Origin of the sequence: Erythrobacter sp. (assembly GCF_024305245.1) — a bacterium.
Classification (GTDB): Bacteria; Pseudomonadota; Alphaproteobacteria; order Sphingomonadales; family Sphingomonadaceae; genus Erythrobacter.
Window position 1 is genome coordinate 504,377 of sequence record NZ_JAMWYX010000001.1, and the last position, 20,052, is coordinate 524,428.

Below are 20,052 nucleotides of genomic sequence, written 5' to 3' on the forward strand. Positions count from 1 at the left end.
TGTCTCCTACACGCCGCACCACGAGGGAGAGAACCATGACCGACAGCCGCACGCCCGAAGCGATTCTCGAACCCGATCTGCCCATCATCGATCCGCACCACCACCTGTGGGACTTGCGGCCGATGCTGCCGATGTTCCCCGAACCACATCACCACTTCATCGCCGCGCTGGTGGATAATGCGCACTACACCTTCGACCAGCTGCAGACGCACCTGAACAGCGGGCACAACATCATCGGCACGGTCTTCATGGAATGCAGCGCGTTCTACGATGCTTCGCTGGGCGACACGTTGAAGCCGGTGGGCGAGGTCGAATTCGTCAACGGCGTCGCCGCGCAGGCGGCAAGCGGGCTTTACGGGCCGGGTCGGCCATGCGCCGGCATTGTCGGCCATGCCGATCTGATGCTGGGCAGCGAAGCGGGGGCAGTGCTCGATGCGCTCCGCGCCGCCGCGCCGCGCCGATTCAGGGGCATCCGACATCAGGGCGCGTGGGATGCCGATCCGGTGGTGTTGGGCCCCCCGTTCCATGCACCCGAAGGCCTGTACCGCGACGCGACCTTCCGCCAGGGCTTCGCGGAACTCGGCAAGCGCGCGATGACCTTCGATGCGTGGGTGCTGGAACCGCAATTGCCCGACGTGATCGATCTGGCGCGCGCCTTCCCCGATCAGCCGATCTGCCTCGACCATTGCGGTACGCCGCTTGGGGTCGCGGCCTACAAGGGGCGGCTGCACGAACGCTTCGATATCTGGCGCCGCAACATCCACGAACTGGCGAAGTGCGAAAACGTGGTGGTCAAGCTCGGCGGGATGGCGATGGCATTCTGCGCCCTGCCCGAAGACGGCCCCGCCGCCGGGCACGGATCGGAGCATCTTGCTGCGCTGTGGCGGCCCTATATCGAGACCTGCATCGAAGCCTTCGGGCCGGAGCGCGCAATGTTCGAAAGCAACTATCCGGTCGATTACTGGGGCGCGGATTACGCTGTGCTGTGGAACGCGTTCAAACACCTCACCCGCTCGGCCAGCGCGGACGAAAAAGCCGCGCTTTACGCAGGCACTGCCGCGCGGTTCTACGGCCTAGATCATTTGCTGGGCTGATGCTGCGCGGGTCTTGCAAAGATCACGCTTGGCAGGTTCGGAACCGCCGCTAGAGACGCGGGTTAATGCCGAATACGTTTTGAGGAGAAACCGATGCCCCTTCCCGCCCCGTTCGATCGCCTGCGTCTGCCGCTGATCGGATCGCCGCTGTTCATCGTCTCCGGCCCGGAACTGGTGATTGCGCAGTGCAAGGCGGGAATCATCGGCAGCTTTCCGGCGCTCAACGCGCGGCCGCAAACGCTGCTGGATGAATGGCTGCACCAGATTACCGAGGAACTGGCTGCGCACAACCGGGCGAACCCGGATCGCCCCGCTGCGCCGTTCGCGGTCAACCAGATCGTCCACAAGTCGAACGACCGGGTAATGCAGGATCTGGCCACCTGCGAGAAATGGCAGGTGCCGTTGGTCATCACCTCGCTAGGCGCGCGGACCGAGATCTTCGATGCGGTGCGCAACTGGGGCGGGATCACCATGCACGATGTTATCAACAACCGCTTCGCCCACAAGGCGATTGAAAAAGGCGCGGACGGGCTGATCCCGGTGGCCGCAGGGGCCGGCGGCCATGCGGGAACGCAGTCGCCGTTCGCGCTGATGCAGGAAATCCGCGAATGGTTCGGCGGGCTTGTCGCGCTCTCGGGCTCGATTGCCCATGGCGGCTCGATCCTGGCGGCGCAGGCAATGGGGGCGGACTTCGGCTATGCCGGAAGCGCCTTCATCGCGACCGAGGAAGCCAACGCGGATCAGGCTTACAAGCAGGGCATCGTCGACGGGTCGGCGGAAGGGATCGTCTATTCCAACCTGTTCACCGGCGTGCACGGCAATTACCTGCGCTCATCAATCGAGAATGCCGGGCTGGATCCCGACGCCTTGCCTGAGAGCGACCCCAGCAAGATGAACTTCGGCAGCGGCGGCAACACCAAGGCCAAGGCGTGGAAGGACATCTGGGGATCGGGTCAGGGAATCGGCGCGGTCAAATCGGTCGGCACGGTCGAGGATATGGTGGCGCGGATGGAGCGCGAATACCACGCGGCCAAGGCGCGGCTGATCGCTAATTCGGCCTATTCGTCATGGGGCACGCTGGCGGAGGCGGCCGAATAGCAGCGGCCTACTGCGCCGACCACAGCGCCTCTGCCATCGCATCGAGATCGCTGAAGTCGAACCCGGTGCCAAGCGGATCCCTGCGGTTGAGCAGCACCCGCCGACGCTCGGCCAGAAGCTGGCGGCGCAGGGCGCTCTGGAGCAATTGGAGCCGCATCAGCGCGTCCGACAGGGCCGCTTCGGGATTGCTGCTGCGCGCAAGCGACCAGCTTTCCTCGATCCGGCCGACCCGCGCGATCACGACCTCGTTGTAGCGTTGGTGCGGCCCGCGATGCAGCGGCATTCCGGTCCGCACCGTCGCTTCCTCGTTCGCGGGAAGCAGCAAGCCATTGGTGCGGAAATCGTCGAACCCCACCTGATCGCGGCCAACCACATCGAACATCGCGCCAAAACACCGGCGCGACAGCAATTGCCGGGGGAGCAGGTGGTGACGCTGCAAGGACGGATCATGACCGGGATCGCCGCGGCGGTTGACCGAGCGGAAGGAGATGACTGTGCGGAAGGTGGTGCGACCCGGTTGCTTCATCTATTCGCGTCTGACCCGGATGTACTCGCTGTTGCGCGAAGTCTGCATCACGAGCCGGGTGCCGTCCGGGGCAATGATCCGCTCGCTTTCGGTGATACCGCCGACGATCACCAACTGGTTGATCAGCCGCACACCAAGCCGGGTGGCGGCGACCTTGTCATTGGAGAGCGGAGGTTCGATCCGGAGTTCCTGCCCGATCCAGAACGCCAGCCCGATGCTCTGCAGCGCGCCGTCCGCAGTCTCGTCGAATCCGATCAGACCAAGCGCCGGGAACGCACCACCTTCCAGCCAGGCGGTGACGACCGATTCGAAGAACCGCCGCCCGATCGCGCTGCCCGACGGGGGCCAGAAAACGGCCTGCAAATCCTCGAAATGCAAGGCAAGGTCGCGGGCCAGCGCCAGCATGCCCCTGAGAACCGGCATGGTTCGCGCGCCTGCGGACAGATGTGGTCCGGGCGCGATGCCGAGAACCTCGAGATGAGCGTTCGCGGGATGCGCCGCGAAATCGAAGCGGCGGGCAATCACGGGAGGCGTGAGCGATTGCCCCGGCGCGAGTCCGGCCAGATCGAAGGTCAGCCCATCACGCAACAATTCGATCCAGAGCTGGTCATGCGGCGCGGCGTCAGCCTCTGCCCGGCGCAGCGCTTCACCATCAGCAGCCACCGGATGCGGTCCGGCCTCGTCCACCGGATCATGGCTCAGCGAGACGGAGTGCTGCTGCGATACGAAGTCCAAAAGCGCGCCGCGCGTCGGCCGCGTGCCCGGCGCGAACAGCAATTGCAGCCCTGCGGCCTCAGCATGCTGCGACTGTGAAATTGTCCAGATCCCCCATCGTATCGCGCCTGACCCGGGCCGCAATCCGGCTGACATCTTTGGCTGTTTTGAAATCTATCGTCGAGTCCCGAATGTCGCCAAACCGTCCCAATACGGTTCACCACCTAGAAGACGCCGAGACGCAGCCCCTCTGCCATCGCGGCACCCAATTCCCGGCATTGTTTCAGAACCTTGTCGGGCACAACCTTGGGTGCAGCAATCGCTTCGGGGGTCCGTGCGGAGAAGTTCACGATCATCGGTTCAGCCACCCGTCTGAGCCGCCAGCCAGTCGCGATCCGGTCGATCTGGCGCTGCGCGCCCTCTCCGTCGGACCCGGCGGCGATGATGGTGGCATAGGGGCGGCCTTCGATCCTGCCGAGCACATCATAATAGGTGCGGTCGAACATCTCTTTCATCAGGCCGCTCATGCTCGCCAAATTCTCGGGACACACGAACAGGTAGCCTCCGGCCTCGATCAGCGCCGCGTCCGATACGGCATCGGCTCGCAGCAGTCGCACGTCGGCGGCACCTTCGGCAGCGGCCTGCGCCATCGCCTCGCTTGCTCCGGTTCGGCTATGCCAGACGACGAGCAGCTGTGCGGGCGGGGTTGTATCGGACATCGGGTGACTGGGTGCCGTTCGTTCCTGTCTATTGTCAATCGCCTGCGCCTGTCCGCCGTGCCCGGATTGCGATAGGAAGCGAAATATGGCCTCTGCTCCGCTTTCCACTGCCCCGCTCGCCCACGTGTTTGGCGTCACTGCCTCTCTGTCGGGCAAGGCGTGGCGTTGGCGGGGCGGCAATATGGAACTGGGCGATGCCGGATCGCTGGGGCTGGAGCATTCGATCCTCGATCAGTTGCTGTTGACCCGCGGGGTCGCACCGGACGACCTTGCGCGCCATGCCCGCCCGACCTTGCGCGAATTCCTGCCCGATCCTTCCGCCTTTCGCGACATGGATGCCGCTGCCGATCGCATTGCCTATGCGGTGATGACCGGCGAGCAGGTAACGATCTACGGGGATTACGACGTCGATGGCGCGACCAGCGCGGCATTGCTGGTGGAGCTGCTGCGCCAGCTTGGCCATGACGCGGGCTATTACATCCCGGACCGGCTGCTTGAAGGTTACGGGCCGAGCGGCGAAGCGCTGGTCAAGCTGGCCGAGGGCGGCTCCAGCCTGATCGTCACTGTCGATTGCGGCGCAATGGCGCACGAAGCGCTCGGCATGGCGAAGCGTGCCGGGGTCGATGTGATTGTCGTCGACCATCACAAATGTTCGCCCGAACTTCCCGAGACCGCGGCCCTGGTCAATCCCAATCGGCTGGACGAAAGCGACCTTGGGGCGGCGCACGGACATCTGGCGGCGGTGGGCGTTGCCTTCCTGCTCGGCATCGCATTGGTGCGCACCTTGCGGACCAAGGGCTGGTTCGCGCAGCGCCGCGAGCCGGATCTCATCGGTCTGCTCGATCTGGTCGCGCTCGGCACGGTCGCCGATGTCGCCGCACTACACGGCCTCAATCGCGCCTTCGTTGCGCAGGGCCTGAAGGTGCTCGCCCGGCGGGAGCGGATCGGAATGGCGGCGCTGATCGACGCAAGCCGCCTCACCCGCGCACCTGTGTGCAGCGATCTCGGCTTTGCGCTCGGCCCGCGGATCAATGCAGGCGGCAGGGTCGGCGAATCGACGCTTGGCGTGCGATTGCTCACCACCACCGATCCCGAAGAAGCGCGCGCCATCGCGGCCCAGCTATCGCAATTGAACGAGGAACGCCGCGCGATCGAGGCCGAGGTGCAGGAAGCCGCCGAAGCGCAGCTCGCAGGCCAGCACAACATGTCGGTGCAGGTATTGTCCGGCCACGGCTGGCATCCCGGCGTGATCGGAATCGTTGCCGGGCGGATCAAGGAAAAGACCGGCAAGCCGGCAATCGTGATTGCGCTGGACGGATTGCAGGGCAAAGGCTCGGGCCGCTCGATCAGCGGGGTCGATCTCGGCGCGGCAATCATCGCTGCGCGAGAGGCCGGGTTGCTGGTGGCAGGTGGCGGCCATGCGATGGCGGCCGGGTTGACCATAGACAGCGGCAGGCTCGCCGATTTTGCCGGATTCCTCGACGAACGGTTGGCCCGCGATATTGATCGGGCGATGGCGGGCGCCGCGATGCTGCTCGATCTCGCGCTCGCACCGGGCGGGCTTACGCCGGAACTGGTCGAGACACTGGAAGCCGCTGGCCCCTACGGCGTCGGCTGGCCCGCTCCGCGCGTGGTGGTCGGTCCGGCACGGATCGTGAAGGCGGACATCGTCGGCAAGGATCATCTGCGGCTGGTCGCCAGCGGGATGGACGGACGTTCGTTCAAGGCCATCGCCTTCCGTGCGGCAGAAACCGAGATGGCGCAGACGCTGCTCCATCGCAGCACCGGGCGGCGCTTTCATCTGGCAGGCCGGGTCAAGCTTGACGATTGGGGCAACCGTCCTGCCGCCGAACTGCACCTGGAAGACGCCGCCTTCGCCGATTGAGCGCGGTCCGCGAAAATTTCCCGTGAGCCAAGCAAACGGGGCTTGACCGATCCCATTCACCCCCCTAGTTGCGCGCTCTCGCAATCGCGACGGCCCCTTCGTCTAGCGGTTAGGACGCGGCCCTTTCACGGCTGAAACACGGGTTCGATTCCCGTAGGGGTCACCACTTCCGGTTACGGAAGAACATGGGCGGCAGGCTTCGGCCTTGCCGCCCTTTTCGTGTGCTGAACCCGCCTTGCCCGCTTTCCTCACCCGGCGCTTGTCTGTAAGGCCGTGCGCCATGGGCATGGGCCAGAACTTTCCGGTTGCAGGCATCCTGCTGGCAGGCATGGCCGTGGTGGCGATGATACTGCTGGGAGTCGATGCGGTTATCGCGCTCGCGGTGCTGCTGGTGTGGTTCGGCTCGCTCCTCGTCGCTGCCGGCCGGCCGCCCGAACCGCCCAAAGCGGTCGTACGGCAGAAACTCGATCTCGATTCGATCCGCGACCTGATCGAAAATTTCTCGACCCCCGTGCTGATTACCGAACGCAATACCATCGCGCTGGCCAATCGCGCCGCGCGCACCATGCTCGGCCTGCACATGATCGGACAGGATGCGCGGGTCGCTTTGCGCCAGCCCGAGGCGATCTCGCTGCTCAACGACAGCCGTGACGGTGAGGCGATCGTGCGCGGCCTGGTGCGGCGGCAGGACATCTGGCAGATAAGCCGCCGGGCAATCGATGACCGTCTTGCGATGCTGGAACTGACCAACCAGACCGCCGAGGCCGATATCAGCCGCGCCCATACCGATTTCGTCGCCAACGCCAGCCACGAACTGCGCACACCGCTCGCGGCGATTCTCGGCTATGTCGAGACCCTGCGTGAAGACGATGGCAGGGTCGACACACCCACCGCACAGAAATTCCTCGGCATTATTGAACGTGAGGCGCAGCGTCTGCACGCACTGGTCAGCGATCTGATGAGCCTGTCGCGGGTGGAAGCTGAGAAACATGAACTGCCGACCGAACGCGTCGACCTTGCGCCTCTGGTGGAGCGCGCCGCGCGCGATGCCGCCGGAACAGCGCGGATCGACCGGATCGAGCTTGAACTGTCGGCCCAGCCTTGCGTGCTGGGCGACCTTCATCAGTTGGAACAGGTGGTGCGCAATCTGGTCGACAACGCCCTGAAATACGGAGCGCATGACCGGACAGTGACCGTCACGCTCGATCTTGCGCCCGGCGATCAGGCGCGGATTGTGGTTGCCGACGAAGGCGAAGGCGTCTCTCCGGAGCAAATTCCCCATCTGACCCGCCGTTTTTACCGCACCGATCCCGGCCGCAGCCGTGCATCCGGCGGAACGGGCCTTGGCCTTGCGATCGTAAAACATATTGTCGAACGTCATCGCGGACGGCTCGACATCACCAGCGAACGCGGCAAGGGAACCCGCGTTGTGGTGCGTATCCCCTTGGCCGGGCAGCCAAATCAGGCCGAAACAGCGGAACAGGCCGGACTTGTCGAGGACGCGATCGGCGCGGAAACCCAAAAACTGTCATAGCTGTGTCTTATTTCTTCAACATGCGCCCGCCATGGCAGGCATTCCGAGTCAGCGGGGCCACAACACCGGCAGTCCGATTCACGCGCGCCTCATCTGAGGATAACAGGTTCATTAAATGTCGCCGATCACGCTCATCCTGATAGCCATCGGGCTTGCCCTTGCCGGATGGCTGGCGGGCCGGGCCAAGGCGTGGAGTTTCCAGAGCAGCGATCCGAAGTTGCGCCCGGTTTCGCGGCCGATCTACCACGCGTGGTATGTGGCGCTGTGGGTGGTGCTGCCGGTTTTGGCTTTCGTGACCTTGTGGTCGATCATATCGCCGCAGTTGGTTGCGCAAAGCGTGCTCGCCTCACCAGCGGCGCAGCAGCTTCCCGCTTTCGGGTTCGAGCGCGATGCATTTTTGGGTGAAGCGCGCGCGGTCGCCCAAGGCAATGCTCTCGGCGTATTCAACGATGAGGCGGAGGCGCTGATCGAGCCGTATCGCGAAGCGCTGACCCGCTACAATATCATCGGCGTGATCGTAACCGTGCTGATCGCGATCGGCGGCGGCGGGCTGGCTTTCCTGCGCGTGCGTCCCGATTTCCGGGCCCGTACGCGGGTAGAACGCACCGTGATGGTGATCCTGCTGCTTGCATCGCTGGTGGCGATTCTGACCACTTTCGGCATCTTCGCCAGTCTCGTGTTCGAAACCGTGCGGTTCTTCGGCATGGTTTCGCCGGTGGAATTCCTGTTCGGCACGAAGTGGGGGCCAGATACGATGGTCAGCCCCGATGCCGTCGATCCCTCGCGCTATGGCGCATTGCCGCTGTTCTGGGGAACGATCTTCATCGGTGCGATCATCGCCATGATCGTCGCGATCCCGCTGGGCTTGATGAGCGCGGTTTACCTCACACAATATGCCGATCCGCGCGTGCGCCGCTACGTCAAGCCGCTGCTGGAGATCCTCGCCGGGGTGCCCACCGTGGTTTACGGCTATTTCGCCGCATTGACGATTGCGCCGGCCATCCGCGATGCGGCAGTCTCGATCGGGATAACCACCGCTTCGACGGAAAGCGCTTTGGCCGCAGGCGTGGTTATGGGGGTGATGATCATCCCGTTCGTCTCCTCGATGGCAGACGATTCGATGGCGGCCGTTCCCGGTGCGATGCGTGACGGCAGCCTCGCCATGGGCGCGACCAAGTCGGAAACGATCCGCCGCGTACTGTTTCCCGCCGCGCTGCCCGGCATCGTTGCAGGCATCATGCTGGCTGTCAGCCGCGCCATCGGCGAGACCATGATCGTGGTGATGGCCGCTTCGCCCGCCGCCAACCTGACCGCCAACCCGCTCGAGCCGATGTCGACCGTGACAGTGCAGATCGTGAAGCTGTTGACCGGCGAGCAGAGTACCGACCACCCGGCGACGCTCAGTGCCTTTGCGCTCGGCTTTGTGCTGTTCATGGTGACACTGGCACTCAACTTCATCGCTCTGCGCGTCGTCAAACGCTTCCGCGAGGCCTACGAATGAGCAGTTCAGCCCTCCCCCCTGCCGAGTCGATATCGCAGGCTCTGGCATCAGGCCGGTCCGACGCGCTTGGCCCGACCCGCACTGCGACTTTCGAGAAGCGGCTTGCGAAGCGGTATCGCTCCGAGCGCAACTTCCGCCTGCTTGGGCTGTCGGCGGTAATGTTCTCGGTAGCGGTGCTGATCTTCTTGCTGGGCAACATGCTGATCAACGGCATCGGTGGTTTTCAGCGCGCGGAAGTGACCGTAACCATCGACTTTCCCGCCAGCGGCGTGACCGGCGATGCTGTCTCGCTCACCGCGCCGAGCGCGATGCAGACGCTGGAAATGCAGGGTTTGCCCGACGTGGTGTCCTTCTATGTCGAAGAGCAGCTCGGCGCCGAGTCGGTAACGAAATTGTCGGCCGATGCCTGGCGCGATGTGGCCGCCGCGCTGGCCGAGGACCCGACGCTTATCAACCGCACCGAAACCTTCGAGCTGCCCGCCTCATCCGGGCTTGCTGCCGGATTGGAAGGCGAAGGCTCGCCGGAAGATCAGGCGCTGGCGGCACGGCTGGCCGAGGCTGGCAAACTATCCAAGAATTGGGACTGGGGCTTTCTTGCCCGGTCCGATGCCACCAGCCCGCAGGCAGTCGGCATCTGGGGCGCGCTCAAGGGGTCTATGCTCACCATGCTGGTGACATTGGCGTTGGCCTTCCCGATCGGAATCCTGTCCGCGCTGTATCTGGAAGAATACGCGCCAAAGAACCGCTGGACCGACGTGATCGAGGTTTCGATCAACAATCTTGCCGCCGTGCCTTCGATCATTTTCGGTCTGCTCGGCCTCGCGATTTTCCTGACGCTGTTCCCCAACCTGCGCTCTGCTCCGATGATCGGGGGCATGACGCTGGCGCTGATGACGATGCCGGTTATCGTCATTTCGAGCCGCAACGCGATCAAGGCGGTCCCTCCTTCGATCCGTGATGGCGCGCTGGCAATCGGCGCATCTCCCGTTCAGGTGGTGTTTCACCACGTGCTGCCCCTGGCTCTGCCGGGAATGCTGACCGGCACGATCATCGGCATGGCGCGAGCACTGGGAGAGACCGCGCCGCTGCTGCTGATCGGCATGCGCGCCTTTGTCGCCACGCCGCCCGAAGGCTTCACCTCGCCCGCCACGGTTCTTCCGATGCAGATTTTCCTGTGGTCGGACGAAATCGATCGCGGCTTTGTCGAGCGCACCAGTGCGGCTATCATCGTGCTACTGGTGTTCCTGCTCGCCATGAACGGCCTTGCCATCTACCTCCGCAACAAATTCGAGAAACGCTGGTGACTGTGATCCATCCCAATATGACAGACGAAAGCGCGAAGATTCGCGCGCGCGATGTCTCGGTCTATTACGGCGACAAGAAAGCGATCGACGATGTCTCGATCGACATCTCGCCCGATTACGTCACTGCGTTCATCGGACCGTCGGGTTGCGGGAAATCCACATTTCTGCGCTGCTTCAACCGGATGAACGACACCATCAGTGCCGCGCGCGTCACCGGCCTGATCGAACTGGAGGGCGAAGATATTCACGGCGACCGGATGGATGTCGTCCAGCTGCGTGCGCGGGTCGGAATGGTGTTCCAGAAACCGAACCCCTTCCCCAAGTCGATCTACGAAAACATCGCCTATGGCCCCAAGATCCACGGGCTGGCCGAAAAGAAGGCCGATCTCGACGTGGTGGTCGAACGCTCATTGACCCGTGCCGGGCTGTGGGAAGAGGTCAAGGACCGGCTCGAGGATTCGGGCACTGCGTTGTCCGGCGGTCAGCAGCAGCGCCTCTGCATCGCCCGCGCGATCGCGGTCGATCCCGAGGTGATCCTGATGGATGAACCCGCCTCGGCGCTCGATCCGATTGCCACTGCCAAGATCGAGGAACTGATCGACGACCTTTCCGGACGTTATGCGATTGTCATCGTCACCCACTCCATGCAACAGGCTGCCCGCGTCAGCCAGCGCACGGCCTTCTTCCACCTCGGCAAGATGGTAGAATATGGTCCCACATCCGAGATCTTCACCAATCCGATAGAGGAACGGACGAAGGATTACATCACAGGAAGGTACGGCTGATGGCCGAACATACGGTCAAGGCATTCGACGAAGACATCACCCGCTTGCGCGGGCTGATCGCAGAGATGGGCGGCCTTGCCGAGGTCGCGATCCACGAGGCGCTCGATGCGCTGGTGCGCGGCGACGTGGAACTCGCCGAGAAGGTGGTCGCGCGTGACAAGCGGATCGATGCGCTGGAAACCGAGGTCGACAAGCTCTCCGTGCGCATCATCGCCCTGCGCGCGCCCATGGCCGACGATCTGCGCGAAGTCATCGCCGCACTCAAGATCGGCGGTGTGGTCGAGCGGATCGGCGATTATTCCAAGAACATCGCCAAACGGGTCGGCATGATCGAAGGCCGCGCCCGGTTCGAGCCGCTGACTTTGCTGCCCGCGATGGGCGAACTCGCCAGCGAAATGGTGCACGATGTGCTCACCGCCTATGCTGCGCGCGATCCAGATCTGGCGCGCGAAGTGATCGCCACCGATGCCAAGGTCGACGCCTTCTACAACAGCATTTTCCGCAATCTCGTCAGCCATATGGTCGAAAACCCTTCGACCATTTCGAGCGCTGCGCAGCTGCTGTTCGTGGCCCGCAATATCGAGCGGATCGGCGACCACGCGACCAACGTCGCCGAGATGGTCTATTTCGCCGCGACAGGCTCCTACCCGCCCGAAGGTGACCGGTAAGCCGCGTCATTCCCGTGTGGAAAACTTGTCGGCTGCGGTTTCATCAAATTGTAGCTGAAGTGAAACATAGGATCAGGGACCGCCCCTCGGGAGGGGCTTGAGGAGGCATCACCGCATGTCCGCTGCCAAACTGCTGCTGGTCGAAGACGATCCTGCCCTGTCCGAACTGCTGGAATACCGTTTCCAGAACGAAGGTTACAACGTGCGCTGCACCGGCGATGGTGACGAGGCACTGGTGCTGGCGAGCGAGGACGTGCCCGACCTCATCATTCTCGACTGGATGATCGAGGGCACCAGCGGGATCGAGGTCTGCCGCCGCTTGCGCCGCGACAAGGAAACCGCGCACGTGCCGATCATTATGCTGACCGCACGCGAGGCCGAGGATGACCGCGTGCGCGGGCTGGAAACAGGCGCGGACGATTATCTCACCAAGCCGTTCTCCCCGCGCGAACTGCTCGCCCGCGTGGCGGCGGTGATGCGCCGCATTCGTCCAGCCCTTGCCGGGGAGACGATAGAGGTGGGGGACATCCGGCTCGATCCGGTGGCGCACAAGGTGCAGCGCCGCGGCCGCGCATTGCAGCTTGGGCCGACCGAATACCGCCTGCTCAAGTTCTTCATGGAAAGCCCGGGCCGGGTGTTTAGCCGCGGCCAGCTGCTCGACGGGGTTTGGGGCACCGGTTCGGACATCGAACTGCGTACGGTCGACGTCCATATCCGCCGCTTGCGCAAGGCGATCGGGTTCGACGGCGCGAAAGACCCGATCCGCACGGTCCGCTCGGCCGGATACGCGCTCGAAGCCACCTGACCCTAGCGGCAGACGCCAGACCAGCGCGGGCTCTGGTCGAGATGGAAATGATCGGCGTGGGCAGCATTGTAATCGGGTGACAGGACGGTGGAGAACCACTGGCACGCCCCGTCGCGCGCGCGGCGCAGGAAGCGTGCTTCTTCGCCTTCGCCGTCCCAGTCCGCGATCAGGCTGATGCGGCGTCCGTCGTCCAGCACGAAGGCGGCGATGTCGATAGCATTGGCGGTCGCGTGTTCACTCCACGGCCCTTCAGCGCTGCCATAGGTGCGGCGGCAGGAATACGCGCCGAGATGCTCGATCCGGGCAATGCCGGTGCCGAGAATCTCCTGCGCTGCCGGGGTCAATGTCTTGCTGCGCCACAATTCGAGCGCTGCAGCGGCGGGGCAGGTGACTGGCGGGGTATCGGGCGCGAGCGGGTAATCCGTCAGCCGGGTGCGATCAGGCCGGGCGCAGGCCCCCTCGCCCGCTGGATCGAGCACGGCATGGGTGACGCCGCTACGCTCCAGCACGGCGCGGCAATTGGCCACATCGTCTTTCAGCGTCTCCAGCTTGCCTGCGGTTGCCCACCCGACCGGGTGATTGAGATCGAGCGGAGCGGTGGGATCGTGTTCGGGATGATCCTTGATCCAGCGCAACCCCGCGACGAGCAGCGCAGCGAGGATCATCAGCACAATGATCGCGCGATCAGTGCGAAATCTGCCTATTCGGCGACTGATCCGGGTTTGGGATCGCTTGCTTGCCATGATCAATGAAAGTCGCGGGATCGCGGAAGTATCCGGTGATTGCGCGGATGGGTGCTGACATTGGGACGGGGTGCGAGTTCATCGATCATGTCGCGCGCGGTCAGCGCCTCGCGCCCCTGCGGTGGCTTGCGCCCGGTCAGCGGCGCGTTCACGTGATCGGCGCGGGCGAGCGGGGCGTCCAGCAGATCGTCCGAAAGCGCGTGCAGTGCAGTGGTCGCATCGGTCATGGACTGGGCGATCACGTGGATCACCTCGTCATCATATTCCACCCGCCCGCGCACCTCCATCAACCGCGCGCCCATCACCACCTTGCGATGCTTTTCCTTGAGATCGGGCCACACCACGAGGTTGATCACGCCGGTCTCATCCTCCAGCGTGATGAAGGTGACGCCCTTGGCGCTGCCGGGTCGCTGACGGATCAGCACCACACCTGCGACCTGCACCATGCTGCGGAACTTGCGCGCACGCAGATCGGAAGCGCGTACAAAGCCGCGCGCGGCAAGGTCTGCGCGCAGGAACGCCATCGGGTGCGCTTTCAGACTGAGCCGGGTGGTCTGGTAATCGGCCACCACTTCTTCCGACAGCGGCATGACAGGGAGCAGGATCCGCGTCCGCTCGGCCCCCTCCTCGCGCACTCCGGCAGCACGGAACAACGGCAGATCGGGCGCGGCAATCAGGCTGCGGGCGTCCCATAGTGCCTGCCTGCGGGACAGCCCCAGCGAGATGAAGGCATCGGCGCTGGCAAGCCGCTCGATATGCGCAGGCGAAAGCCCGGCGCGCGTCCGCAGATCGGCGATATTGCGGAAAGCCCCACCCTCCTCACGCGCGGCTACCAACGTGGCAGCGACATGCTCGGGCAGCCCGTCGATCTGCCGCAGGCCGAGACGCAGGGCGTGCTTCTCGTCTCCCTTCGCTTCCAAAGTGCAATCCCAGCCTGAATGGTTCACATCGATCGGCAGCACCCGCACCCCGTGTTCGGCCGCATCGCGCACGATTTGCGCCGGAGCGTAGAAACCCATCGGCTGCGAATTGAGCAACCCACAGGCGAACGCCGCCGGATAATGGCACTTCAGCCAGCTCGACACATACACCAGCTGCGCAAAGCTCGCCGCGTGGCTTTCGGGAAAGCCGTATTCGCCAAAGCCCCGGATCTGGTTGAAACAACGCTGGGCGAATTCGCGGTCATATCCGCGGGCGACCATTCGTTCGACCATCATGTCCTGCAATTCATCGACCATGCCCCGGCTACGGAAGGTCGCCATCGCCTTGCGCAAGCGGTTGGCTTCAAGGCTGGAGAACTTGGCCGCATCCAGCGCGATCTTCATCGCCTGTTCCTGAAAGATTGGCACGCCGAGCGTACGTCCCAAGATACTGGTCAGCTCGTCCGGCGGGCCGTGTTCGGGCGCAGGTGCGGGGATCTGAACCGGCTCGGCACCCCTGCGGCGCTTCAGGTAGGGGTGCACCATGTCCCCCTGAATCGGCCCCGGTCGGACAATCGCGACCTGAATGACGAGATCATAGAATTCGCGCGGGCGCAGGCGCGGCAGCATGTTCATCTGCGCCCGGCTTTCGACCTGAAACACGCCGAGCGAATCGCCCCTGCGCAGCATCGCGTAGGTTTCCGGATCTTCGCGCGGCACGTTAGCTAACGTCAGTGCGCGGCCATGATGATCTCCCAACAGATCGAGGCATTTGCGGATGCAGGTCAGCATCCCCAGCGCCAGCACGTCGACCTTGAGGATGCCCAGCGCCTCGATATCGTCCTTGTCCCACTCGATGAAACTGCGCTCGGGCATCGCGCCGTTGCCGATCGGCACGGTTTCGCTGAGTGCGCTTTCGGTGAGGATGAACCCGCCGACGTGCTGGCCAAGATGGCGCGGCATTCCAATCATCTGCTCGGTCAGCTTGAGGACGCGCCTGAGGTGCGGATCGGTCACGTCCAGCCCGGTTTCCGCCGCGTGTTTCTCGCTGATCTCGCGTCCCCATCCGCCCCATACCGTGCGGGCGAGCGCGCTGGTGACGTCCTCCGACAGTCCCATCGCCTTTCCCACCTCGCGGATCGCCATGCGCGGGCGGTAGTGGATCACGGTGGCGCATAACCCTGCGCGGTGGCGGCCATATTTGCGGTAGATGTACTGGATCACCTCCTCGCGCCGCTCATGCTCGAAATCGACGTCGATATCCGGCGGCTCCTTGCGTTCTTCGGAGATGAAGCGGTCGAACAGCAGCTGGTGCTTGGCCGGATCGACGCTGGTGATGCCAAGGACATAGCAGACGGCGGAGTTCGCGGCGCTTCCCCGCCCCTGGCATAAAATCGGCGGATCGCACCCGCGCGCGAAGTCGACGATATCCTTGATAGTAAGGAAATAGCGCGCCAGATCGAGCTTGGCGATCAGCGTAAGTTCGCGATCCAGCGTGGCACGCACGGTTTCGGGCAGGCCATCCGGATAGCGCCGCCCTGCCCCTGCCCACACCTCGGTTTCGAGGAAGGCTTGCGGGGTCTGGCCATCGGGATAGATTTCTTCCGGGTATTCATATCGCAATTCGTCGAGGCTGAACTGGCAGCGGTCTGCCACTTCGCGCGCTGCGGCGATGGCATGGGGCCAACGCGCGAACAGACGCTGCATTTCGCCCGGAGACTTGAAGTGCCGCTCGGCATTGGGGTGGAGCAGGTGCCCGGCCGCCGCCACCGTGGTCTTGTGCCGGATCGCGGTCATCACGTCCTGCAACGCGCGGCGTTCGGGCGCATGGTAATGCACATCGTTGGTGGCGAGCAGGCAAAGGCCATGGGCGCGCGCGAGTGCGTCGAGCCGCTCGATCCGGGCAATGTCGTCACCCCGGTAGAGGTAGCTGGCGGCGATGTGGCGCAGGCTTGGCAGCTGGCGGGCGAGGTGGGGGAGGATGTCGGGGAACGGGGCGGTCATTTCGGTAGGGCCGAAACGGGAGGGATCGGAGCCGGGCCCGCCCGGAAGCTCGCTATGCCCGCTCCCACCCCTAACCCCTCCCGCAAGCGGGAGGGGGACCACATTGCTCGGCACCGCAATGGTGAAGCGGGCGTCGAGATCATCGGGCGGGAGCAGGATCAGCTGCACGCCTTCGGCATGGGCGGCGAGCAGGGCAAGGTCGATCTCACACACACCCTTGTCCTGCCATTCCCCGGCAAGCGTCTGCATCCGGCCTGCACTGATCAACCGGCACAGGCGGCCATAGGCGGCGCGGGTTTCGGGGTAGGCGAGGAACGCCAGCCCTTCGACCGTTTCGATCCGGCAGCCGATCACCGGGCGCAGTTTGAGCGTCTTGGCCTCGGTATGCAGCCGCACCACCCCCGCCATCGAATTGACATCGGCAATCCCCACCGCATCATAGCCGTGGCCGTGCGCGGTCAGCACCAGATCGACCGCATCCGATGCCCCGCGCAGGAAGCTGAAGCAGCTCGCCAGACCCAGTTCGACGAAGGGCGCACGCGGCGGGGCGGCGACCGCATCGGGATCAATCGCAAGCGTGCGCTTGTCGGGGGTCAACGGAGCATCGGGCATCTCAGCCTGCCAGCTCTTCCAACCGCTCCTTCACCGCCGCAAGATCGCTTGCGAACAGTGCGGCCTGTGTTTCGTGCGCCTCGCCATCCAGACGCAGCAGGTAGGAAGGGTGCGCCGTCACCCACAGCTCGCCCCCATCTTCCAGCGCGAGCGGTGCCCCACGCGCCTTGGAAATGCTCACCGTCCGGCCCAGCAGCCCGCGCGCCGCGCTGGCACCGAGCGCCAGCACGAGGCGAGGTTTCACAATCTCGCGTTCGGCCTCCAGCCACCAGCGGCAGGTATCGATCTCCTTTGCGCCCGGCGACTGATGCAGCCGGCGCTTGCCCTTCCACACGAACTTGAAGTGCTTGACCGTGTTGGTGACATAGGCGGCGCTCCGATCGATTCCGGCGCGAACGAGATATTCGTCGAGCAGCTGCCCGGCAGGCCCGACAAAGGGCCGTCCGGCGACATCCTCCTGATCGCCCGGCTGTTCGCCGACGATCATCAGCGCAGCGCCAATCGGCCCTTCTCCCATCACCGCGTGATTATCGAGCTCGCCGATCGGGCAGTTGCGACAGGTATGGATCGCCTTGTCCACACCTGCCAGCGTCGCGGGCTTCTCGCCCATATCAAGGCTGCCCGATGACACCATCTGTGCCTCCTTCGCCTGTGCCCCGGCGATCAGCTGCGGGATCAGCTCCGCCTCGGGCAGGTTCTTCCAGTATTTCTTCGGCATCTCCGAAAGCATCGCGCCGACCTTGAGCCGCGCGGGATTGAAGATCGAAGCGTAATACGAACGCCACAGATCTTCGACCGGATCACCTGATGGCGCGTCGGAGCGCCGGGCGGGCGGGCCTTCGTGCATGGTCTCGCCGTCCCAATGCACGCTGCCGCGCGGGGTCAGAATCGACCAGCGCATATTGGCGAAACGGCGCATGAAGAATGCCGCCTCGGCGCGGACGATGTGATGATCGGGTTCGAACCAGGCGACGAAGTGCGGCGTGCCATCCTCCTCGGCAACCTCGCGGAAGCGGACAAAGGCGTGCATCTTGTGCGCATCGCGCCGCACCGCCTTGGCCAATTCCTCGATCCGGCGCACCTCGGGATCGGCCTTGTCTTCCATCAGCCGCGGATTGCGCTGAAGCCGCCACAGCACGCGATACAGCAGCCCGAAGCGCGCCGGATCGGTGTGCAACGCGGTGCTGCGAGCCACCGCCAGAAAGCGCTGGCTGGCGCGCACCGGCGGCGCATCGGCAGGCGGAGCGGGCAAGCGCTTCTCGCCGCGAGAGGGGCCTTCGGCGGCGAACAGATCACCCGTCCCGCCCGGCTCGATCCAGCTCACCCGGTCCGGCGGGACATCGCATTGGATCAACCCGCGCGCCCGTTCACGCCAGAACGCGAAATCGTCGGGCGCGGGCAGGTGCACGGCGTAATGCGCGCCGAGGCTGACGTTCCGCCCCAAGCGTTTTTGGGCGGTCATCAGAACAGCTCCAGCTGTTCCTGCTTCGGCGTGAGCAGACCGCGCAGGTCGGCGCGGTCGGTCAACAACGTAGGCCGCCAGTCGAGCGCGCAGATGAACGGACGCACCTTGGCGATCGAGGCGGTCAGCCGCGCGACATCGTCCAGACGCAGCGTCCGGTGCCGCCGCGCCGCGAGTATCCGTCCCACCGCCGTGGTCCCCAGCCCCGGCACCCGCAGCAATTGTTCTTTCGCGGCGCGGTTCACATCGACCGGAAAATTGGCACGGAACTTCAGCGCCCACGCCAGTTTCGGGTCGATGTCGAGCGGCAGATTGCCGTCCGCCTCGGCCGCATCGGCGACCTCTCCCGGCGCAAAGCCATAAAACCGCATCAGCCAGTCCGACTGGTACAAGCGGTGTTCGCGCAGCAGTGGCGGGCGCTTCAGCGGCAGCACCGCAGAAGCATCGGGGATCGGCGAGAAGGCGCTGTAATAGACGCGCCTGAGGCCGAAACTGCCATATAACCGGCTCGCCTTGCCGATGATTGCCGTGTCATTGGCATCGTCCGCGCCGACGATCATCTGAGTCGATTGGCCCGCAGGCGCGAACCGGGGCGCGTGGCGAAAACGTTTGCGTTCGTCCTTCGCCTGAATGATCCGCGCCTTGGTGCGCCCCATCGCGCCTTCGATCTGGCTTTCGTTCTTGTCGGGTGCAAGCCGGGTGAGGCCTGCGCGGGTCGGCAGTTCGACATTGATCGAAACCCGGTCGGCATACAGCCCGGCCTCGTGGATGATCTCGGCATCGGCTTCGGGGATGGTCTTGAGGTGGATATAGCCGCGAAAATCGTGCTCTTCCCGCAGAATGCGAGCGACTTCGACCATCTGCTCCATCGTGTGATTGGCGCTCTTGACGATGCCGGAGGACAGGAACAGCCCCTCGATATAATTGCGGCGATAGAAATTGAGCGTGAGGTCGACCACCTCCTGCGGGGTGAACCGTGCCCGCGCCACATTCGAACTTTTGCGGTTGATGCAGTAGTGGCAATCAAAGATGCAGTGGTTGGTCAGCAGCAGTTTGAGCAGCGAGATGCAGCGGCCATCGGGCGCATAGGCATGGCAGATGCCCATCCCTTCGGTCGAACCCACGCCTTTCCCGCCCAGCGAATTCTTCTTCGCCGTGCCGGATGATGCGCACGAAGCGTCATACTTCGCCGCGTCAGCGAGAATTTCGAGTTTCTGGCGGAGTGTTTGCTGGACCATGAGAACCTTGGGGAACACCTTTCGTGTTCCTTATATGTTCCAACACCACCATTGCCAAATGCAAAGCTTGCAAGCGGCTGACGACTGTTCAGTCAGACTGATCCTCAGGGGCTTCGCCCGACACGAATCCGATCTTTTCAAGCAGGTGATCGAGCACCGCCGGGTGAATCGCGCCTTCGAAGGCAATCCCTGCTGTCGAACCCTCCACCCAGGCAACCATGCCGAGCGGCGCATTGATACCGCCGACTTTCATGGTCACCCGGTCACCGATGGCGGCAAAGCCGGGTTTGCCGCGAAGCTTGCAACCGCCTTCCGAAATGTCGATCAGATCCACGAACACCACGCGCGAACGCACCCGGCTCTTGATCATCAAGCTGAGCGGACGGCGCTCCGAGGCGCGGCGGATCGTTTGCAGATTCATGTCAGCTTCAATCGCACAA

Annotated in this window: 17 protein-coding genes and 1 tRNA gene; 10 read left to right on the forward strand and 8 right to left on the reverse strand. The window is 64.1% G+C overall.

Annotated elements, in window-relative coordinates; genetic code table 11:
* The first annotated feature begins 35 nt into the window (after positions 1–35).
* Complete coding sequence (locus Q0L48_RS02520) at positions 36–1,094, forward strand: amidohydrolase (protein ID WP_296716828.1); 1,059 nt, start codon at positions 36–38, stop codon at positions 1,092–1,094.
* 93 nt (positions 1,095–1,187) lie between these two features.
* On the forward strand, positions 1,188–2,192 hold the full coding sequence (locus Q0L48_RS02525) for a nitronate monooxygenase family protein (protein WP_296716831.1): 1,005 nt from the start codon (positions 1,188–1,190) through the stop codon (positions 2,190–2,192).
* A gap of 7 nt (positions 2,193–2,199) precedes the next feature.
* Here the strand turns inward: Q0L48_RS02525 and Q0L48_RS02530 are convergent, their stop codons facing one another.
* The 3 genes from Q0L48_RS02530 to Q0L48_RS02540 form a co-directional block, all read right to left on the reverse strand.
* Positions 2,200–2,718 (reverse strand): AHH domain-containing protein, encoded by a 519-nt coding sequence (locus Q0L48_RS02530; RefSeq protein ID WP_296716834.1) that lies wholly within the window; start codon positions 2,716–2,718, stop codon positions 2,200–2,202.
* On the reverse strand, positions 2,719–3,495 hold the full coding sequence (locus Q0L48_RS02535; protein ID WP_296716836.1) for a hypothetical protein: 777 nt from the start codon (positions 3,493–3,495) through the stop codon (positions 2,719–2,721).
* 161 nt (positions 3,496–3,656) lie between these two features.
* Positions 3,657–4,151 carry a flavodoxin family protein gene (locus Q0L48_RS02540; RefSeq protein ID WP_296716840.1) on the reverse strand — a complete coding sequence of 165 codons (495 nt, stop codon included), beginning with the start codon at positions 4,149–4,151 and terminating at the stop codon, positions 3,657–3,659.
* An 85-nt stretch (positions 4,152–4,236) separates the two neighbouring features.
* Here Q0L48_RS02540 and recJ point away from each other — a divergent pair, with 85 nt between their 5' ends.
* From recJ to phoB, 8 genes are all read left to right on the forward strand, one after another.
* On the forward strand, positions 4,237–6,036 hold the full coding sequence (gene recJ, locus Q0L48_RS02545; protein ID WP_296716841.1) for a single-stranded-DNA-specific exonuclease RecJ: 1,800 nt from the start codon (positions 4,237–4,239) through the stop codon (positions 6,034–6,036).
* Positions 6,037–6,127: 91 nt separating this feature from the next.
* Positions 6,128–6,202: transfer RNA gene (locus Q0L48_RS02550), tRNA-Glu, on the forward strand.
* Positions 6,203–6,316: 114 nt separating this feature from the next.
* Complete coding sequence (locus Q0L48_RS02555; protein ID WP_296716843.1) at positions 6,317–7,570, forward strand: ATP-binding protein; 1,254 nt, start codon at positions 6,317–6,319, stop codon at positions 7,568–7,570.
* 115 nt (positions 7,571–7,685) lie between these two features.
* A complete protein-coding gene (gene pstC, locus Q0L48_RS02560) occupies positions 7,686–9,071 on the forward strand; it encodes a phosphate ABC transporter permease subunit PstC (RefSeq protein WP_296716844.1) in 1,386 nt (461 codons plus the stop codon).
* Positions 9,068–10,375, forward strand: coding sequence for a phosphate ABC transporter permease PstA (pstA, locus tag Q0L48_RS02565; protein ID WP_296716847.1), 1,308 nt, complete (start codon positions 9,068–9,070; stop codon positions 10,373–10,375). The genes pstC and pstA overlap by 4 nt, the downstream gene beginning before the upstream one ends.
* Positions 10,376–10,392: 17 nt before the next feature.
* Positions 10,393–11,160 carry a phosphate ABC transporter ATP-binding protein PstB gene (pstB, locus tag Q0L48_RS02570; RefSeq protein WP_296717114.1) on the forward strand — a complete coding sequence of 256 codons (768 nt, stop codon included), beginning with the start codon at positions 10,393–10,395 and terminating at the stop codon, positions 11,158–11,160.
* A complete protein-coding gene (gene phoU / locus Q0L48_RS02575; RefSeq protein WP_296716849.1) occupies positions 11,160–11,828 on the forward strand; it encodes a phosphate signaling complex protein PhoU in 669 nt (222 codons plus the stop codon). The genes pstB and phoU overlap by 1 nt, the downstream gene beginning before the upstream one ends.
* Before the next feature lie 115 nt (positions 11,829–11,943).
* Entirely contained in the window at positions 11,944–12,633 is a 690-nt protein-coding gene (phoB, locus tag Q0L48_RS02580) for a phosphate regulon transcriptional regulator PhoB (protein ID WP_296716852.1), read from the forward strand.
* 2 nt (positions 12,634–12,635) lie between these two features.
* Here phoB and Q0L48_RS02585 read toward each other — a convergent pair whose 3' ends face one another.
* The 5 genes from Q0L48_RS02585 to Q0L48_RS02605 all read right to left on the reverse strand — a co-directional run bounded on the left by Q0L48_RS02585 (position 12,636) and on the right by Q0L48_RS02605 (position 20,033).
* Positions 12,636–13,298 (reverse strand): extensin family protein, encoded by a 663-nt coding sequence (locus tag Q0L48_RS02585; protein WP_296716854.1) that lies wholly within the window; start codon positions 13,296–13,298, stop codon positions 12,636–12,638.
* Between the two features lie 80 nt (positions 13,299–13,378).
* Positions 13,379–16,912, reverse strand: a complete 3,534-nt coding sequence (locus tag Q0L48_RS02590; protein WP_296716856.1) for an error-prone DNA polymerase — start codon at positions 16,910–16,912, stop codon at positions 13,379–13,381.
* Position 16,913: 1 nt separating this feature from the next.
* Positions 16,914–18,374, reverse strand: a complete 1,461-nt coding sequence (locus tag Q0L48_RS02595) for a UdgX family uracil-DNA binding protein (RefSeq protein WP_296716858.1) — start codon at positions 18,372–18,374, stop codon at positions 16,914–16,916.
* On the reverse strand, positions 18,374–19,612 hold the full coding sequence (locus tag Q0L48_RS02600) for a putative DNA modification/repair radical SAM protein (RefSeq protein WP_296717116.1): 1,239 nt from the start codon (positions 19,610–19,612) through the stop codon (positions 18,374–18,376). Before Q0L48_RS02600 ends, Q0L48_RS02595 begins: the two co-directional genes overlap by 1 nt.
* A gap of 88 nt (positions 19,613–19,700) precedes the next feature.
* Positions 19,701–20,033, reverse strand: coding sequence for a PilZ domain-containing protein (locus tag Q0L48_RS02605; RefSeq protein ID WP_296716859.1), 333 nt, complete (start codon positions 20,031–20,033; stop codon positions 19,701–19,703).
* Positions 20,034–20,052: the final 19 nt, after the last annotated feature.

Excerpts from the sequence above, each read along its gene's own strand:
- pstB (WP_296717114.1), top strand. The coding sequence starts at position 10,393 with ATGACAGACGAAAGCGCGAAGATTCGCGCGCGCGATGTCTCGGTCTAT.
- Q0L48_RS02605 (WP_296716859.1), bottom strand. The coding sequence starts at position 20,033 with ATGAATCTGCAAACGATCCGCCGCGCCTCGGAGCGCCGTCCGCTCAGC.
- Q0L48_RS02555 (WP_296716843.1), top strand. The coding sequence starts at position 6,317 with ATGGGCATGGGCCAGAACTTTCCGGTTGCAGGCATCCTGCTGGCAGGC.
- Q0L48_RS02600 (WP_296717116.1), bottom strand. The coding sequence starts at position 19,612 with ATGGTCCAGCAAACACTCCGCCAGAAACTCGAAATTCTCGCTGACGCG.
- recJ (WP_296716841.1), top strand. The coding sequence starts at position 4,237 with ATGGCCTCTGCTCCGCTTTCCACTGCCCCGCTCGCCCACGTGTTTGGC.
- pstC (WP_296716844.1), top strand. The coding sequence starts at position 7,686 with ATGTCGCCGATCACGCTCATCCTGATAGCCATCGGGCTTGCCCTTGCC.
- Q0L48_RS02530 (WP_296716834.1), bottom strand. The coding sequence starts at position 2,718 with ATGAAGCAACCGGGTCGCACCACCTTCCGCACAGTCATCTCCTTCCGC.
- Q0L48_RS02595 (WP_296716858.1), bottom strand. The coding sequence starts at position 18,374 with ATGACCGCCCAAAAACGCTTGGGGCGGAACGTCAGCCTCGGCGCGCAT.
- Q0L48_RS02540 (WP_296716840.1), bottom strand. The coding sequence starts at position 4,151 with ATGTCCGATACAACCCCGCCCGCACAGCTGCTCGTCGTCTGGCATAGC.
- pstA (WP_296716847.1), top strand. The coding sequence starts at position 9,068 with ATGAGCAGTTCAGCCCTCCCCCCTGCCGAGTCGATATCGCAGGCTCTG.
- Q0L48_RS02520 (WP_296716828.1), top strand. The coding sequence starts at position 36 with ATGACCGACAGCCGCACGCCCGAAGCGATTCTCGAACCCGATCTGCCC.
- phoB (WP_296716852.1), top strand. The coding sequence starts at position 11,944 with ATGTCCGCTGCCAAACTGCTGCTGGTCGAAGACGATCCTGCCCTGTCC.
- Q0L48_RS02590 (WP_296716856.1), bottom strand. The coding sequence starts at position 16,912 with ATGCCCGATGCTCCGTTGACCCCCGACAAGCGCACGCTTGCGATTGAT.
- Q0L48_RS02585 (WP_296716854.1), bottom strand. The coding sequence starts at position 13,298 with ATGATCCTCGCTGCGCTGCTCGTCGCGGGGTTGCGCTGGATCAAGGAT.
- Q0L48_RS02525 (WP_296716831.1), top strand. The coding sequence starts at position 1,188 with ATGCCCCTTCCCGCCCCGTTCGATCGCCTGCGTCTGCCGCTGATCGGA.
- phoU (WP_296716849.1), top strand. The coding sequence starts at position 11,160 with ATGGCCGAACATACGGTCAAGGCATTCGACGAAGACATCACCCGCTTG.